Raw genomic sequence first — 17,576 nt, 5'->3', positions numbered from 1 at the left:
GGTCGGCCCGATGATGCCTTTACCGCTCCGGGAGCCGGTCGAGGTTCGCTAATGTCCCGCCCATGGGGTACGAGTTGCGAGTGGAGCGCCAGGCGCCTCTCTCCTTCGCGGAGCTCGCGAATGTGCTCGGGCGTGCGGGCTTCGAGTTCCGTGGCTCGCCGGAGTCCGGAGAGGTCCTCGCGCGCCACGGCGAGGGGGTCCACGCCGTCGCCGTCTGGGACGGCGCGCTGTCCGGCGCGCCCGGGTCCGACTGGCAGGTGGCCCAGCTCGCGCGGGTCTCGGGCCTGCTCGGGGCCCGGCTGGTCGGGGAGGACGGGGAGTCCTACGCGATCCGCGACGGCGTCGTCGAGCAGACGGGCGACCAGGCGGCCTACGAGTTCGGGCGGCTGGAGGAGATCCTCGCGGCCGGGCCCGCCGCGTGGAGGGCCTGAGCGCCGGGGACGCGGGGAGCGCTGGGGAGACTCCATGAGAGACGCCGCGGAAGACACAGTGGACGACACAGCGGAAGACGCCGTGGACGACACCGCGCAGGACACGGGGGAGGACGTCGCGGAGGACGCGGGGTCGCGGGGGCACCCGAATCCCTACGCCGAGCTGGTGCTCGACGTGGTCGAGCGCATCCCGCGCGGAAAGGTGATGTCCTACGGCGACGTCGCCGAGTATCTCGGCTCCGGCGGTCCGCGTCAGGTCGGCAGAGTCATGTCGACGTGGGGCGGCGGCGTTCCGTGGTGGCGGGTCGTGCACGCCGACGGCACCCCGCCTCCCGGCCATGAGCAGCGGTGTCTCGCCCGATGGCGGGAGGAGGGGACCCCGCTGAGGGGCTCCCGGGCGGATATGAGATCCGCGAGATGGGATGGACAGTCGGAAAGTAGCGCTTAACCGGCTCCCCGGTCCCACTAACATGGCGTGGGACGGACAGCGTCTGCCCGAAAGGCGGTGCCTCCCCCATGGCCACCGGCGTCTCACCCGCGCGAGCGAGCGGCGATGCCGTCGCCGAGCGTCTGCGGATCGTCCAGGATCTCTGCGACCGGGGGGAGCCCCTGTCAGCGATCATGGAGGCGCTGACCGCGGGAGGCCTGACCCCCGCGCAGCGCAAGCGGTTCGACGCCGAAGTCCTCGCCGGTCCACTCGGTTCCAGGATGGACATCGCGGTCAAGCGCGGCGCCGCCCGCCGCCGCGAGTTCCTCACGGTCGTCAAGCCCTACGTGACCGGGGTGGACCCCAAGGTCAAGCTCGATCTCCCGGTGGCCCGCCGGCTGGCCTTCCACCTGGTCGAGCACCGCGACATCGAGGAGCTGGCCGAGAGCGACGCGCTGCAGCAGCTGGTCACCGCCGCCGCCGAGCCGTCCCGGCGCGTCAGGAAGAAGATGCGCTGGTACGCCGACCTTCCGCTGCGCGACGAGCTTCCCGAGTCGCTGTACCGGCTGCGCGCCGCCGACCTCATCCCGGTGACGCAGGTCGAGGAGATCACCTGGGAGAACGGCCGGCTGCGGGTCAGCGGCCACGCCTATCTGGCGGGGCTGTCGGTCCGGAGCCGCCGCTTCAACCGGGCGACCGTCGTGCTGCGCGGCCCCCGCTGGCTGCCCCCGGTGCGCCTGCGCACCCGCCGGGTCCACCACCCCGAGGCGACGTACGGCGCCCGCGAGGCGGGCTGCAACTACGACTGGTCGGGCTTCACGGCCGAGCTGAACCCCTCGGCGCTGCGGTGGCGCGCCGCCCTGCGGGCCGTCGTCCGCGGCGGCAAGCGGCTGCTGCGCCGCCGCGCCACGGTGCGCGACACCACCACCTGGCGCGCCGAGATCGTGATCTGGAGCCGCGGCGCCCGCGCCGTCGGCCTGCTCCGCGGGCCCTCCAGCGGACGGACCGAGCGTCCCCGGGGCACCGAGCTCCGCAAGGGCTGGTGGGTGCGGCCGGTCTGGACCTCCGACCGCGCCCTGCAGGTCGTGCTCCAGCCCACCCGGGCCGAGCTGACCGGGGTGCGGCTGGAGGGCGAGCGGCTGGAGCTGACGGTGTTCCTGCCGGACCGGCGCTTCGCCAAGGGGCACGCGCGGCTGGACGGCCACCGCATCGCCGCCGACTTCACCCCGGGGCCGAAGGGCACCGAGGTCGTCGTCCCGCTGGCCGTGTCGTCGCTCCTGCAGGAGCGCGACGGCGGCAGGCTCTGGATCGAGCCCAAGGGCGACCCGGCGGCCCCCGTCATGCTCGGGTCCGCCGAGGAGAGCCGCTCGATCATCGGCGAGCGGGAGATCACGGTGCTGGGCGACCGGCGCGACCGCGTGATGGTCTCCGCGCACCGGGTCCGCCCGGTCGTCTCCCGGGCGGTCTGGGGCGAGGACGGCACGCTCCTGCTCGAAGGGTCCTACCCCGGCTCGGGGCCGGCGGAGCTGACGCTGCGCCACCGCACCGGGCTGATCTACGCCACGCGGATGGAGCGCGACGGCGAGAGCTTCTCGGTGCGCCTGGCCCCGGCCGCGATGCCCCGCTTCGGGGAGACGGTCCCGCTGGGCGGCGGCAACTGGAGCATCGCGGCCCGCGAGGAGTCCGGCGAGATCGTCCCGATCCGGATGGACCACGCCGCCCTCGACGACCTGGACGAGAGCCCGAAGGTCGTCGACGGCCGCGAGTACCGCCTGATCTCCACCCGGTTCGACGTGCCGGTGCTGGCCGTCGCCGAGGACCGGCCCGACGACGAGAAGGGCCCCGGCGGGCTGTACGCCCTGCAGCGCTCGTTCTACCCGGCCGAGCGCTCCCGCGACCTGAACGACGCGACGGTCTACGTCGCCTACGACGGGCGGCAGTACGAGGGCAACGTCCGGGCGGTCTACGAGGAGCGGGTACGGCGCGGCGACGACCGCGAGCACATCTGGATCGTCAAGGACGGCGCGTTCACGCCGCCGGGGTCGGCGGAGCTCGGGTTCGGCGACGTCCGGCCGACCGTGGTGCGCGCGGGCAGCCGCGAGCACTACGCGGCGCTCGCCCGCTCGCGGTACGTGGTGACCAACGCCTTCCTGCCGCCGTGGTTCCGGGCGCGCGAGGACCAGGCGGTCGTGCAGACCTGGCACGGCAGCCCACTCAAGCGCATGGGCAACGACCTGCCGCACATGTCCCGCGACCCGAAGCCGCCGGCCTGGCACCGGCAGGCCGTCGAGGTGCGCGGCTGGGACCTGCTGGTCTCGCAGAGCGCGTGGGCCACTCCGATCCTGCGCAAGGCCTTCGGCTACCAGGGCGAGGTCCTGGAGAGCGGATACCCGCGCAACGACGTGCTGGCCTCCCCGGACCGGGAGGAGCTGGCGGCGCGGGTGCGCGCGCGGCTCGGCATCGCCGAGGGCGTCCGGCTGGTGCTGTACGCGCCGACCTACCGCGACTACGACCGCAAGAACGCCTCGCTCAAGCTGAACCTGGCCGAGGCGCGGCGGGTGCTCGGCTCCGACCACGAGTTCCTCATCAGGGGGCACTCGATGCAGGCCTCGCCCAACGTGCCCCGGGGACTGGGACACGACGTCACGACATATCCGGATATGGCGGATCTGTTGCTGGTGGCGGACGTGCTGATCACGGATTACTCGTCCGTCATGTTCGACTTCGCCGCGACCGGGCGGCCGATCCTGCTGTTCACCTACGACCTGCAGCGCTACTCGTCCAAGCGCGGCCTCTATCTCGACCTGGAGGCCGAGGGCCCCGGCCCGCTGCTGTCCACCGGCGCCGACGTGATCGAGGCGATCCGGACCATCGACCAGGTGGCCGCCGCCAACGCCGACCGCTACGAGAACTTCAGGCGCACCTACGCGCCCCGTGACGACGGCAAGGCCACCGCCCGCCTGGTCGACCACGTCTTCCCGTCCTGACCTGCCGTTCCCGTCCCGGCCTCCGGCCCTCCCGCGGCGGATCCCGCCGCGGGAGGTTCCCCTCCCCGGGATCGCGATGATCTGATGCGCACATGAGATGGCGCATGCTCCCCGCCGCGCTGGCCGCGGCGGCGGTCCTGGCCACCGGTGCGTGCTCCGGCGACGGCGCGACCGCGTCGCCGAGCGGGACCTGGCACAGCCTGGTGCCCCTGCCCGCCGAGGTCGCCTACCGCGGGGCCGGCTTCACGATCGGCCGCGACACCGCGATCGCGGCGCCGCCGGAGGCCGGGCGCGCGGCCGGGCACCTGGCGGCGGCCGTACGGCGGGCGACCGGGTGGGCTCCGCGGATCGGCCGGGAGGGGGAGATCCGCCTGGAGCTGACCGGGGAGCGGCCGGGCGCGTCCGGCCGGGGGGAGTCCCCCGGGAACCCGGGCGCGGCCGGAAGGGGGGACCCCTCCGCGGACGGGCCGGTCGTCGGCGACCCCGGCGCCGAGGCGTACGAGCTGACCGTGGACCGGGACGGGGTCAGGGTGCGGTCCGGTACGCCGGTCGGGCTCTTCCGGGGGGTGCAGACGCTCGCCCAGCTCCTGCCGGGGGACGGCGCGACCCTGCCCGGCGTGCGGATCGCCGACCGGCCGCGGTTCGCCTGGCGCGGCGCGATGCTGGACGTCGCCCGGCACTTCTTCACCGTCGAGGAGGTCGAGCGGTACATCGACCTCGTCTCGGCCTACAAGATCAACGTGCTGCACCTGCATCTCAGCGACGACCAGGGCTGGCGGCTGGCCGTCGCGGGGCGGCCCGAGCTGACCGCGGTCGGCGGGGCCACCGAGGTGGGCGGCGGGCCCGGGGGCTTCTACACCGAGCAGGACTACCGGCGGATCGTCGCCCACGCCCGCGAGCGCTACGTCGAGATCGTGCCCGAGATCGACATGCCCGGCCACACCGCCGCGGCACTGGCCGCCGACCCCGCGCTCAGCTGCGACGGCAGGCGGCGCAGGCCGTACACCGGGATCGCCGTCGGCTTCAGCGCGCTGTGCGTGGGCCGGCCCGCCGTCGACCGCTTCCTCGTCGACGTGATCGCGACGATGGCCCGGCTGACGCCCGGCCCCTACCTGCACATCGGCGGCGACGAGGTGGAGACGCTCTCGCAGGAGCAGTACAACGACCTGATCGAGCGGGCGCAGGAGCTGGTCAGGGCCGCCGGCAAGCGGATGGTCGGCTGGCAGGAGATCGGCGGCGCGCGGCTCGCCCCCGACAGCGTCAGCCAGTACTGGCAGACCGGCCGCACCCCCGACGACGTCCACCGCGCCGTACGGCGGGGCGCGAAAGTGATCATGTCTCCGGCGTCCCGGGTCTATCTGGACATGAAGTACGACGACGAGACCCGGCTCGGGCTGGAGTGGGCCGGGCTCATCGAGGTCGAGGACGCCTACGGCTGGGACCCGGCCGAGCTGGTCGACGGGGTGGGGGACGACCGCGTGCTCGGGGTGGAGGCCCCGCTGTGGACCGAGACCGCCGAGACGATGGACGACCTGGAGTATCTGGCCTTCCCCCGGCTGCCCGCGGTCGCCGAGGTGGCCTGGACGCCGCAGGAGTCGAGGGACTTCGGCGACTTCGCGGCCCGCCTGGCCGGGCACGGGCCCCGGTGGGCCGAGCTGGGTGTGGACTTCCACCGTTCACCGGCGGTGACCTGGCCGAACTGATCTCCCGTCATGCCATACCCGCCGACTCGGCACGATCATTGCCCGGGATCTGGTGGAATTGCGAGTTGTGAGTGGTCAGGGCTGGCGGCTGGTGCGTCGCGGGGATACGGGGAGGGCCGTTGCCCCCGTGCTCGACGAGCATCAGCGGGCGGTGGTGACCCATGAGAGCGGCCCCCTGCTGGTCCTGGCGGGCCCGGGCACCGGAAAGACCACCACGATCGTGGAGACCGTGGTGGACCGCGTGGAGCGCCGGGGGGCGGATCCCGAGCGGGTGCTCGTCCTGACCTACAGCCGCAAGGCCGCCGACGAGCTGCGCGAGCGGATCACCGGCCGGCTGCGCCGTACCACCAGGACGCCGCTCGCCCTCACCTTCCACAGCTACGCCTACGCCCTGCTGCGCCGCGAGGCGGTGCTGGCCGGGGACCTGCCGCCCCGGCTGCTGACGGCCCCCGAGCAGCTGCTGGAGATCCGCCGCCTGCTCCTGGGCGAGCTGGAGGACGGCGCGCTCCACTGGCCCGAGGACATGCGCGAGGCGCTCAAGACCCGCGGCTTCGCCCAGGAGCTGCGCGACTTCATCGCCCGCGCCTCCGAGCGGGGCCTGGACGGGGAGGGCCTGGTCGAGCTGGGCCGCCGCCACGGCCGCGTCGACTGGATCGCGGCCGGGCGCTTCGCCGACCGCTACCAGGCCCGCTTCGACCTGGACCTGGAGCCGGTGCTCGACTACGCCGAGCTGATCCGGGCCGCCGGAGCCCTGCTCACCGATCCGGACGTGCGGCTGCGCGAACGGTCGGCCTACGACGTCGTCCTCGTGGACGAGTACCAGGACACCGACCCCTCCCAGGAGTTCCTGCTGGCGCAGCTGGCCGGGGAGGGCCGCGACCTGATCGCCGTCGGCGACCCCGACCAGTCGATCTACGGCTTCCGCGGCGCCGACGTGCACGGGATCATGGGGTTCCCCGACCGGTTCCGCGACGCCGACGGCCGCCGGGCGCCGATCGTCGCGCTGCGCGTGTGCCGCCGCAGCGGCCCGGGGCTGCTGACCGCCACCCGCCGCGTGGCCGCCCGCCTGCCCGCCGTCCCCGGCGGGGCCGCCCACCGCGACCTGACGCCCCTGCCGGAGGCCGAGCACGGCACCGTCCGGGTGGTGGTGGCCGACAGCCCCACCCAGGAGGCGGCGATCGTCGCCGACACCCTGCGCCGGGCCAACCTGCTCGACGGCGTGCCCTGGTCGCGGATGGCCGTGCTGGTCAGGTCGGCGACCCGGCAGACGCCGCTGCTGCGCCGGGCGCTGGTCGCGGCCGGGGTGCCGGTCGTGGTGGGCGGCGGCGAGGTGCCGCTGTTCCAGGAGCCGGGCGTGCGGCCGCTGATCCGCCTGATCCAGGTGGCCATGCACCCCGACACCCTCGACGAGGGCGTGGCCGAGGAACTGCTGACCGGGGCCCTGGGCGGCACCGACATGATCGGGGTGCGCCGCCTGCGCCGCGCGCTGCGCATCGCCGAGCACGAGGCGATGGCGCTGCCGGTGGAGCTCGACGGCGAAGCGGGCGAGAGCGGCGAAGCGGGCGAGAGCGGCGAAGCCGGTGAAAACGGTGAAGGCGGCGGGCCGGGCGCGGCCGAGGCCTCCGGTGACGGGACGGCCGACGGCGGGACCCGGAACTCCGCGGCGCCCGGTGGTGAGGCCTCCGGCGACGGGACCCGGGATCCCGAGGCGGCCGGGCGAGGGGCCTCCGACGAGCCGGCCGGCACGCGACCGGATCCCCGTACGGCGGCCGCCCGGGAGCGCCGGGCCCGGATGGAGGCGCGGGAGCGCGCGGCCCCGGCGGAGAGCGGTGACCTCGACGATCTCGACGAGGCCGGGGACGCCGATGACGCTGAGGACACCGGGGACACCGGGGACGCCGCGGAGGCCGTACTCCCGATGGGCGTCGGTGATCCGGACGAGGCGGGGGACCTGGCGCTGTCCGCCTCCCACCGCTCCCGCCCCGGCGAGCCGAGGTCGTCGGGCGAGCTGCTCATCGCGGCGCTGAAGGACGCCCGGGAGCTGGTCCGGGTCGACCCGCACGTGGCCCTGCCCGCCGAGCGCGTGGCCCGGCTCATCGCCGCCGCCACCGAGGCCGTACGGCAGGGCGGCACGGCCGAGGACGTCCTGTGGGCCGTCTGGGACGCCACCGGGCTCGCCGCCAAGTGGAGCGAGACCAGCGCCGCGGGCGGGCACCGGGGACGGCAGGCCGACCGCGACCTGGACGCCGTGGTGGCGCTGTTCGACTACGCCGCCAGGTTCGTCGACCGGCTGCCCCACGCGGGCGTCGACGTGTTCGTGGAGGACCTGATCGCCCAGGAGATCCCCGGCGACTCCCTGGCGGCGCGGTCGCCCGAGGGCGACTCCGTGCGCATCATGACCGCCCACCGGTCCAAGGGCCTGGAGTGGGACGTCGTGGTCGTCGCGGGCGTGCAGGAGGGCACCTGGCCCGACCTGCGGCTGCGCGGAACCGTCCTGAGCACCGACGACATGGTCGCCCGGGCCGAGGGCTCCGAGCACGAGAACCCCGCCGCGGTCAGCGCCGCGCTCGCCTCCCAGCTGCTGGCCGAGGAGCGCCGCCTGTTCTACGTGGCCGCGACCAGGGCCAGGAAGAAGCTCGTCGTCACCGCCGTGGGAGGCGAGGACGTCGAGGAGCGGCCCTCGCGCTTCCTGACCGAGCTGGTGCCGGGTTCGGGCGAGGAGACGGCCGTCCTCGACGAGCGGTCCCGCTGGCTGAGCATGTCCGCCCTGGTGGCCGACCTGCGCTCGGCGGTGTGCGACCCGACCAGGCCGGAACCGCTGCGCAGGGCCGCGGCCGGGCACCTGGCCCGGCTGGCCGCCGCCGGGGTGCAGGGCGCCCACCCCGACGAGTGGTACGCCCTCACGCCGATCTCCGACGACCGCCCGCTCGGCTGGCCCGACGACACCGTGCGCATCTCACCCTCGGCCGTGGAGAGCTTCAGCAAGTGCGGCCTGCGCTGGCTGCTGGAGACCTCCGTGGGCGCGAGCGGCACCGACATGGCCCGTGGCCTGGGCACGGTCATCCACGCCCTGGCCGTGCTCGCCGCGACCGGCATGCCCACCGAGGAGACTCTGGGCAAGCGCCTCGACGAGGTCTGGAACGAGCTGGACTTCGGCGGCGTCTGGTACAACCGCAAGCAGCGCCGGGTCGCCGAGAAGATGATCGCCAGGTTCGTCCGCTGGCACCAGGAGAACCCCCGCGAGCTGGTCGGCATCGAGGAGTCCTTCATCGCCACGGTCTCCGAGGGCGTCCAGATCAAGGGCCGCGTCGACCGGGTCGAGCGCGACGGCGAGGGCCGGGCCGTGATCATCGACATCAAGACCGGCGGCACCAAGCCCTCCGACGCCGACCTCGACCGTCACCCCCAGCTCGGCGTCTACCAGCTCGCCGCGCTGCTGGGCGCCTTCGAGCGGCACGGCATGACCGAGCCCGGCGGCGCCGCCCTGGTCCAGGTGGGCAAGGCGGCGGGCAAGGACGCCAGGGAGCAGGCCCAGCGCCCGCTCTCGGAGGACGACGACCCCGGCTGGGCCCGTGACATGGTCGACACCGTGGCGCTGGGCATGTCCGGCCCCTTCTTCCAGGCCAAGGTGAACGACGGCTGCCGCACCTGCGCCGCCCGGGCCAGCTGCCCGGTCAACGACAGCGGGGGCCAGGTGTGCTGAGCCGTACTACCCTGGACCGTCCCGGCACGGGCGGAGCGGCGGGCCGTACGACTCCCCATCGTGCCGTCTCCGGACGCCCGGACGGAGGCACAGACGGAGGTCCAGACGGAGGCATGGTGTGCTGAGCCCGATCCAGCTCGCGGCGGAGCTGGGCATCCTTCCCCCGACCCCCGAACAGGCCGCGGTCATCGAGGCCGGTCTCGAACCGATGGTCGTGGTGGCCGGAGCCGGGTCCGGCAAGAGCGAGACGATGGCCGGGCGGGTCGTCTGGCTGGTCGCCAACGGCCTGGTCCGGCCCGAGCAGGTGCTCGGCCTGACCTTCACCAGGAAGGCCGCCAGCGAGCTGTCGCACCGCGTCCGCGAGCGGCTCAACGCCCTGGGCACCGGGGTCCCCGCGGACATGCTGGCGGGCGAGCCGACGATCTCGACCTACCACGCCTACGCCGCCAGGCTGGTCACCGACCACGCCCTGCGCGAGGCGCTGGAGCCCACCATGCGGCTGATCACCCCCGCCGTGGCCTGGCAGCTCGCCGGGCGGGTCGTCAGCGGCTACGACGGATCGATGGAGCAGATCGAGTGGAGCCCGGCCACCGTCACCCGCGCGGTGCTGGAGCTGGCCGGGGAGCTGGCCGAGCACCTGCGCGAGCCGGCGGACGTGCGGGAGGTGGGCGCCTGGCTCGCCGAGCGGTACGCCGCGCTGCCCGGCTCGCCGATCGTGGCCCAGCGCAAGCCCCTGGCCGTGCAGAAGGCCAGGGAGCAGCTGCTGCCGCTGGTGGAGGCCTACAACCGGCTCAAGCGCAGGCGCGAGGTCGTCGACCACGGTGACCAGATGGCCCTGGCCGCCCGGATCGCCAGCAAGCACCCGGAGGTCGGGGAGCTCGAACGCAGCCGGTTCGCCGTCGTCCTGCTGGACGAGTACCAGGACACCAGCCACGCCCAGCTCGTCCTGCTGCGCTCGCTGTTCGGCAACGGGCACCCGGTGACCGCCGTCGGCGACCCCTGCCAGTCCATCTACGGCTGGCGCGGGGCCTCGGCCGGGAACCTCACCCGCTTCCCGCGCGACTTCAGGACCGCCTCGGGGGAGCTCGCCCAGGTCCGGCAGCTGTCGGTCAGCTTCCGCAACGGCGACGCCGTGCTCGACGTCGCCGCCCGGGTGCAGATCCCGCTGCGGATGGAGGCCCGCGAGGTGCCGGTGCTGGTGCCGGGCGGCAACCGGGTCGAGCGCGGCCGGGTGGTGACCGCCTTCCACGAGACGGCCGAGGACGAGGCGCAGTGGATCGCCCGGGAGATCTCCCGGCTGCTGGGCGGCGACACCGCGCCGGACGGCCTGCCGTGGGGCGAGGGCGAGCGCAAGAAGGCCAAGCAGAGCATGTGGGGCGGCCCGCAGTGCCTGCAGCCCCACGACGTGGCGATCCTGGCCCGCAAGCGCTCGCAGTTCCCCGCGCTGCGCCGGGCGCTGGAGGACCGGGGCATCCCGGTCGAGGTGGTCGGCCTGGGCGGTCTGCTCACCGTGCCCGAGGTCGCGGACATCGTGGCCACCCTGCGCGTGCTCTACGACCCGACGGCCGGCGACGCCCTGGTCCGGCTGCTGTCCGGCCCCCGCTGGCGGATCGGCCCGGCCGACCTGAAGGAGCTGGGCGAGCGGGCCCGCGAGCTGAACCGGGAGACCCGCGAGGACGCGTCCCCGGTCTCCGATCCGCTGGACCAGGTCGTCGCCGACCTCGCCGAGGAGCGCGGCAGCCTGGTCGACGCCCTGGACGAGCTGCCCGACCGCCCCGAGTGGCAGGACCGGTTCTCACCGGCGGCGCGGGTACGGCTGCTCGCCATGGCCCAGGAGCTGCGGACGCTGCGCGCCCACGCCGGCCAGCCGCTGCCCGACCTGATCGTCGAGGTCGAGCGCCGCCTCGGCCTGGACATCGAGGTGGCGGCCCGCCACGCGGCCGTCGGGGCGTTCGCCGCCCGGGCCGACCTGGACGCCTTCCTCGACGCCGCCGCCCGTTTCGCCGGGGACTCCGAGGACCCGACGCTGGGCGCGTTCCTGGCGTTCCTGAAGGCGGCCGACGAGGAGGAGAACGGCCTGGACTCCGGGCGGGTGGGCGAGAGCAACAGCGTGAAGCTGATGACCGTGCACGCCTCCAAGGGCCTGGAGTGGCCGGTCGTGGTCGTGCCCGGCATGTCCCAGGCGCTGTCGAAGACCGGCGGCCTGGCCGTCGGCACGATCTTCCCCGCCCGGCCGATGGTCAGCCCCAGGTGGACGGAGAACCCGCGGCGGCTGCCGTACCCGCTGCGCGGCGACGCCTCCGACCTGCCCGCGCTGACCGGGCTGGCCAAGGAGGAGCTCGCCGACTTCGACGAGCGCTGCCGCGACCGCGACCTGATGGAGGAGCGGCGGCTGGCCTACGTCGCCGTCACCCGCGCCCACTATCTGCTGGTCGCCTCCGGCTACCGCTGGGGCACCGCGGCCAAGCCCCTGGAGCCGTCGGACTTCCTGCTGGAGATCCGCGACACCTGCGGCCGGGTGGCCACCTGGGCCCCCGAGATCGAGGAGGGCGCCACCAACCCCCTGCTGGACGAGCCCGCCGAGACCACCTGGCCGGTCACCCCCGAGGGCGCCCGCTACGAGTCCATCGTCGACGGCGCCTTCCTCGTCGAGGCCGCCCTGACCGACTTCGCCGCCCAGGCCGCCACTCCCGAGACGCCCGCCGAGGAGACCCCCGCGACACCCGCCGGGGAGGCCTCTGCGCCGGACGCGCCGGACGCGCCGGACGCCGCCTCCTCCGGTGCGCGGGTCCCCGCTGCGGAGACCGGCGCGCCCGCTGCCGGGGCGGGCGAGGCGGGGGCCGAGCCCGGGAGCGAGGGGGACCGGTTGCCGGCGGAGCTGCGCGGGTGGGACCGGGAGCGGGCCAAGGCCTGGGAGCGGGACACCGAGCTGCTGCTGCGCGAGCGGGAGCGCAACCGGCGGCGCGGCGGCAAGGAGGTCGAGCTGCCCACCCACCTCACCGTGTCGTCCCTGGTCACCCTGGCCGCCGACGCCAAGGCCCTGGCCCGCCAGATCCGCCGTCCCGTCCCCAGGAAGCCCGCCCCCCTGGCCCGGCGGGGCACCTCCTTCCACGAGTGGCTGGAGTCCCGCTGGGGCCAGCAGCGCCTCCTCGACGAGATGGAGCTGCCCGGCGCCGGGGACGAGGCCGAGGGCATGGCGGACTTCGACGGCGCCGGAGCCCGGCTGGCCGAGCTCCGGGAGAGGTTCGAGGAGAGCGAGTGGGCGGGCCGCGAGCCCCTCGACGTCGAGGTCCCGTTCGAGACGATGATCGCCGACCGGCTGGTCCGCGGCCGGATGGACGCCGTCTTCCAGACGCCGGACGGAGGCTACGAGGTCGTCGACTGGAAGACGGGCAGGCGCCCCACGGGCAAGGCCGCCGACGCCGCCGCGGTGCAGCTGGCCGCCTACCGCCTGGCCTGGTCCCACCTGGCTGACGTCCCCCTCGACCGGGTGAGCGCGGCCTTCCACTACGTGCGCGCCAACGAGACGGTCCGCCCGGTGAACCTCCTGGACGAGCGGGGGCTGGTCGCGCTCATCGAGTCGGTCCCCGTACTCAGATGACCCCAGGCGTGTCGCGGTACGGCTCCGGCCCGCCGCGTACGGCGGGCCGGAGGGCTCAGACCGGACCCGCCAGCGGGTTGGCCACCGGCACGTAACCGGCCCTGCGGTCGGCCGAGCGCGCCCAGCGCACCGACAGGTTGGCCTTGGCGGGCAGCGGCGCCCCGGCCAGCAGGTCCGACAGCTCGCGCGGCCATCCCCGCCGGGAGGCGTACCCGGCCAGCACGTCCCGGGCGACCGCCCACAGCTCGCGCACCGGCCCGGTCCCGGCGAGCGTGGCGGCGACCTCCGGCAGGTGGTTGACCATCAGGCAGTACAGCACCCGGTTCCAGCCGCCGGCCGCGTCGTAGGTGAGCGCCTCGGCGACCCGGCGCGGGACGCCCGACAGGTCGTGGCGCCCGGCCACGAGCTTGGTCCCCTCCAGGTCGCGGAAGACCGCCTCCACCGGCATGCCGGCCGAGTCCACGCCGACCAGCACGTTCTGCAGATGCGGCTCCAGCACCACGCCGTGCGTCAGGTAGGCGTCCAGCACCGGGAGCGCGACCCGCTCCACGTAGGCCCGCCACCAGCGCACGGGGTCGGCCGCGACGGCCTCGGACACGGTCGGGACGACGCCCGGCAGCCCCGGCGTGGCCAGGGCGCCGCTCAGCAGCGGGGTGACGCCGGGGCGGCAGACCTGCCAGGGGCTCATCCGGACGATCACCCCCAGCCCCTCCAGGAGCCGGGTGCCGAGGTCCGCCGACCGGTAGCCGGGCTCGGGCAGCCAGCGGGTGCCGGGGAAACGCTCGGACAGCTCCCGGAACACCGGGCCCAGCCGGGAGGTCAGCTCGACCGCCCCGGCGAGCTCGTACCAGGAGTTCTTGCGCACGCAGTTGGTGATGCGCACGTCCAGGCTGAACTTCAGGCACCGGTCGACGGCCGGCTCGTAGAGCGTGCGCACCGACGAGGTCGGGACCGCCGGGCGGGAGCCGTACCCCAGGTCGATCAGCCTCCCGTCGGCCAGCGGCGCGGCCAGCTCGGCCGCCAGCAGGTCGAGCTGCCAGGGGTGCGCCGGCAGCGGGGAGTATCCGGGCGGGGCCGTGCCGAGCGCGTCCAGCGCGGCCGTGTCGCCCGCCTGGGCCAGCACGTCGTCGCGGACCCCGAGGATCCGCAGCGGGAAGCTCGCGTGCGCCTCGGGGGCGTAGGCCGCCCAGCCGGCGCCGCCCTCGACGCCGCCCTCGACGTCGTCCACGGCGTCGTCCGGGCTCCCGCCGGGCACGCCGCCGCGCGCCTTCGGGCTGGGGTGGAACGGGTGCCCGAACACCAGCGCCTGCTCGGAGGCCAGCCACGGGTCCGCCGGGGCGGGAGCGTCCCGCCGGGCCCGCAGCAGGGTGGCCATGGCCCGCCGGCTCGCCGCCACCTGGGCCGCGAACTCCTCGTTGCCGCCGCCAAGCTCGGCCTCCACGAGCCGGACCAGCCGTCCGGTGGACAGCGGCTGCCAGCCGTCGCCGTCCAGCCACTCGGGGGAGCCCTCGAAACGCAGCGCGAGACCGCCGTGCGCCCGGACCCGCAGCGGGACGCCCGCCACGCGCAGGAGCACGTACGGCTCCGAGTGCCGGACCTGCCCGCGCGGCCCGGCCACCTCCCTGACGCAGCAGCGCAGCAACGCGGCGAGCGAGGCCTCCTCGGCGACGGCGGCGGGGGAGTCGAGCGCGAGGCTGGTCATGGCGTCCTCTGCGTGGTCACGGGGCGGATGGCCTGAGGGGGATGGCGAAGGTAGTTGGGGCCGCTGGTGCCGTAGAACTTGTTGATGTCGCGCGCCCCGGTGCGGGCCTTGTCGACCAGGGTCCCGGCGGTGACCATCGACTTGCCGACGAGCCGGGCGGCGTCGAGGGTCCTGGCGCGCAGCAGGCGGGCCGTCGGGTCGTCGCCGTAGGGCTCCAGGGCCTCGGCGAGCGTCTCCCGCAGCAGCCGGGCGGCCCGCGGCGCGGGCAGCGCGCCGAACGCGGGGGCGGCGGCGGCCAGGTGGAGGGTGATGGTCACGAAGACGTCGGCCAGCGCGTGCGGGTCGTCGGTCAGCATCCGCTCGTCGGAGAAGTCCGGTACGGCCAGCCCCGCCGCCCGCAGCCGGTCGGGCGAGGCCAGCAGGCCGTCGTTGTCCTTGACCAGCAGCCGCAACGGGCCCTCGCCGAACACCAGGGAGAGGTTCTGCTGGTGGGCCTCCAGCGCCGTGCCGTACCGGACCAGGAGCCGTACGGCGAAGCCGAACAGCAGCCGCAGATACTCGGTGAGCAGCCCGGCCACGTCACCTCCCCACCGGCGGTGGGCGAGCTCCTCGACGACCGTGCCCCCGCCCGGCAGCGGGGCGAGCAGCGCGGCGACCGGCACGGCCTCGCCCGGCGGCAGGCGGCGGACGAGCCAGCCGAGATACTCGTGCCCGGCGTGGGCGTGGGTCTGCTCGTCGGCCAGGAGCACCCCGGGGAACGGCATCGCACGCAGCAGCAGCTCCGCGCGCGCTCCGTCGGCCAGGGTGCCGGGTTTGATCGAGCGCCGGTTGCGCAGCCCGAGGGTGCTGGTGGCCAGCGGCAGCTTCAGGTGCGTGCGCCCGTCGAGCGCGACGGTGCGCATCGACAGGGTGGGCCTGACCGTCACGCCGGGCTCCGGGGCCGGGACGGCCCAGGGGATCTCCCGGACGGCCGGGAGGGTCAGCGGGTGCACGGGGAAGAGCACGTGCGTCCGCGCGAGCTCCCGGGGCAGCCCGGCCGCCGCGAAGCCCTCGGCCGGATCGGCGTCCCGCATCCGCGAGTCCCCGGCGGGACCTCCCGGCGCCGGGGGCAGGGGCGCCCCGGTCACCCGATCCCGGGGCACCGCCGCCCACCGCAGCTCGAAGCTCGGGGCGAACTCCGGCGCGTACGCCGTCAGATCCTCGTCCGTCAGCCCGCTCTTGCACCGCGCCGTCGGATACACCGGATGGTCGACGAAGGCCGCCAGCGCCTCGTAGCGCACGGCGCCCGCGCCCGGCCCGCGGCCCAGGCGCTCCAGGATCTCCTCCGACCGGGCGGCGTGCAGGTCCAGGGCGCGCAGCGCCTCGTGGCACTCGCGGACGAAGGCCTCAACGCCCGTCGCGTCGGCGGTGGGGGCGATCTCCCGCAGGGCGGAGAGCACCTCCTCCAGGCGCAGGTGCTCCTCGGGGGCCACCACGAAGTCCTGGAACGGCGAGCCGGGGACGAGCCGGATGCGGCGCCCGGCGGGCAGGACCAGCGCGACGCCGTCCTTGCTCCGGGTCACCCGGCCGGCCAGTCCGCCGTAGTTCTCACGCAGCAGGCAGTCCAGGACCCGGGCGGCGAGGTACGGCTCCCGCGCCGTCAGGGCGGTCCTCGCGCTCATTCGACCACCCACGGGCTCCGGGCGCCGAACGCGGCCAGGGCCTCGTCCACGCTCGCCCGGTCGGGTCCGATGGCGCGGACGATGCCCAGGTAGTCGCGGTTGGTGTGGCTGAGGTCGATCCGGTCGCCCACCGCGCGCAGGGGACGGTGCCAGATCCGCACCGGGCCGGGGCCGGAGGGCGCGACTGTCCCCGGGGCGGCCACGACGGTCCCCGAGCGCTCGGCGACCAGGCTCAGGGCGGTGCCGTGCCCGCGGGCGGCGCCGTTCCCGCCGACGGCTCCGGGCTCCGGGGCCAGAGCGGCCCCGAGGTGCACGCCGAGGATGCGCTCGAACAGCGGGATCCCCAGCAGGTCCGCCATCAGGAAGTCGCAGTGGTCGCCGATCACCCGGTAGTTGACCTCGATGATCCGCGGCCCGCCGGACGTCATCGCGTACTCCGTGTGGCAGGCGCCGAAGCCTGCTCCCAGCGCCCGCAGGGCCGCCAGCACGTGATCGGCTCCGGGCGGGGGCTCCCAGTCCAGGCGCTCCTCCACGAAGTGCGGCAGCGGCCCGAGCGTGGTGCGGAACCCGCCCAGGACCTGCAGGGTCCGGCCGTCGCCCAGCGTCTCCAGCGTGTGCAGGGGGCCGTCGAGATACTCCTCCACGACCAGGGCCTCGCCGGGGCGGCGGGCGCGGATGGCCCCTACGGCCTCGGCCAGCTCGCGCGCGTCCCCGACCAGCACGACGTCCTCGCTGGCCACCCCCTCCCGGGGCTTGACCACGGCGGGCAGCGGCACGTCTCCGGGCACCGGGTCGCCGGGCGCCAGCCGTACCGAACGCACCGTCTCGACCCCGGCCTCGGCCAGCCTGCGCCGGGTGAGCGCCTTGTTCTTGGCCGTGGCGCAGGCCCGCCAGTCCTTGCCGGGCAGGTCGAAGTAGGCGGCGGCCAGGGCGGTCTCCACCTGGATGTGGTCGGAGTTGGAGAAGATCGCGGCGGGCGGGTGATGGTGCGCCACGACGTCGATGACCGCGCGGGCGTCGCGCACGTCGCACGCGAGCACCTCGGCCCCGGCGTCCCGGTAGTGCTCCGGGCGGTCGGTCAGGATCGTGATGTCGCAACCCAGCGCGCGGGCCGCGGGCAGGAAGCCGTCGGCGACCGAATCCGTCGGTTTGAGCGCGGTGAGGTACAGCCGCAATTCAGGACCCCCGATATCAGGTAAGGCTAACCTAACCCGGTGCATCCTAGTCGCCTGGAGATCATCGCGGAGGTGAGACTCCGTATTAACCGTATATGTGCCCTCGGCCGGTCCCGCCTGTCGTCTCCGGAGCCACGAGAGGGCAGGGGGAAAGCTCCCCGCTCCGGCGTCTTTGCGTTCCCTGGC

At 75.0% G+C, this 17,576-nt stretch carries 9 protein-coding genes; 6 read left to right on the top strand and 3 right to left on the bottom strand.

Translation table 11 applies throughout. From position 1 onward, the window contains the following. Positions 1-62 precede the first annotated feature (62 nt). From Psi01_RS10020 to Psi01_RS09990, 6 genes are all read left to right on the top strand, one after another. Positions 63-431, top strand: a complete 369-nt coding sequence (locus Psi01_RS10020; protein WP_204063673.1) for a hypothetical protein — start codon at positions 63-65, stop codon at positions 429-431. A 163-nt stretch (positions 432-594) separates the two neighbouring features. Further along, the gene (locus Psi01_RS10015; protein ID WP_239127410.1) at positions 595-879 is read left to right on the top strand and encodes an MGMT family protein; all 285 of its coding nucleotides are present in this window, start codon (positions 595-597) and stop codon (positions 877-879) included. Positions 880-947: 68 nt separating this feature from the next. Then, on the top strand, positions 948-3,845 hold the full coding sequence (locus tag Psi01_RS10010; protein ID WP_239127399.1) for a CDP-glycerol glycerophosphotransferase family protein: 2,898 nt from the start codon (positions 948-950) through the stop codon (positions 3,843-3,845). A gap of 92 nt (positions 3,846-3,937) precedes the next feature. Continuing rightward, positions 3,938-5,548, top strand: a complete 1,611-nt coding sequence (locus Psi01_RS10005; protein ID WP_204063671.1) for a beta-N-acetylhexosaminidase — start codon at positions 3,938-3,940, stop codon at positions 5,546-5,548. Positions 5,549-5,675: 127 nt separating this feature from the next. Beyond that, on the top strand, positions 5,676-9,251 hold the full coding sequence (locus tag Psi01_RS43245; protein WP_239127398.1) for an ATP-dependent helicase: 3,576 nt from the start codon (positions 5,676-5,678) through the stop codon (positions 9,249-9,251). 118 nt (positions 9,252-9,369) lie between these two features. Next, a complete protein-coding gene (locus Psi01_RS09990) occupies positions 9,370-12,852 on the top strand; it encodes an ATP-dependent helicase (RefSeq protein WP_204063670.1) in 3,483 nt (1,160 codons plus the stop codon). Between the two features lie 55 nt (positions 12,853-12,907). Here the strand turns inward: Psi01_RS09990 and Psi01_RS09985 are convergent, their stop codons facing one another. From Psi01_RS09985 to Psi01_RS09975, 3 genes are read right to left on the bottom strand one after another with little or no spacing between them, the layout of a single operon-like run. Next, positions 12,908-14,554, bottom strand: coding sequence for an IucA/IucC family protein (locus Psi01_RS09985; RefSeq protein WP_204063669.1), 1,647 nt, complete (start codon positions 14,552-14,554; stop codon positions 12,908-12,910). Continuing rightward, positions 14,551-16,215, bottom strand: a complete 1,665-nt coding sequence (locus Psi01_RS09980) for an IucA/IucC family protein (RefSeq protein ID WP_204063668.1) — start codon at positions 16,213-16,215, stop codon at positions 14,551-14,553. The genes Psi01_RS09985 and Psi01_RS09980 overlap by 4 nt, the downstream gene beginning before the upstream one ends. Then, the gene (locus Psi01_RS09975) at positions 16,212-17,390 is read right to left on the bottom strand and encodes an ATP-grasp domain-containing protein (protein ID WP_204063667.1); all 1,179 of its coding nucleotides are present in this window, start codon (positions 17,388-17,390) and stop codon (positions 16,212-16,214) included. The genes Psi01_RS09980 and Psi01_RS09975 overlap by 4 nt, the downstream gene beginning before the upstream one ends. Between the last annotated feature and the right edge of the window lie 186 nt (positions 17,391-17,576).

It is taken from the genome of Paraplanobispora siamensis, from assembly GCF_016863175.1.
GTDB lineage: Bacteria > Actinomycetota > Actinomycetes > Streptosporangiales > Streptosporangiaceae > Planobispora > Planobispora siamensis.
The sequence above is the reverse complement of the archived record's forward strand: the minus strand, read 5'-3'. Positions and strand labels throughout refer to the sequence as shown.

Excerpts from the sequence above, each read along its gene's own strand:
- Psi01_RS10010 (WP_239127399.1), top strand. The coding sequence starts at position 948 with ATGGCCACCGGCGTCTCACCCGCGCGAGCGAGCGGCGATGCCGTCGCC.
- Psi01_RS10005 (WP_204063671.1), top strand. The coding sequence starts at position 3,938 with ATGAGATGGCGCATGCTCCCCGCCGCGCTGGCCGCGGCGGCGGTCCTG.
- Psi01_RS09985 (WP_204063669.1), bottom strand. The coding sequence starts at position 14,554 with ATGACCAGCCTCGCGCTCGACTCCCCCGCCGCCGTCGCCGAGGAGGCC.
- Psi01_RS09980 (WP_204063668.1), bottom strand. The coding sequence starts at position 16,215 with ATGAGCGCGAGGACCGCCCTGACGGCGCGGGAGCCGTACCTCGCCGCC.
- Psi01_RS10020 (WP_204063673.1), top strand. The coding sequence starts at position 63 with ATGGGGTACGAGTTGCGAGTGGAGCGCCAGGCGCCTCTCTCCTTCGCG.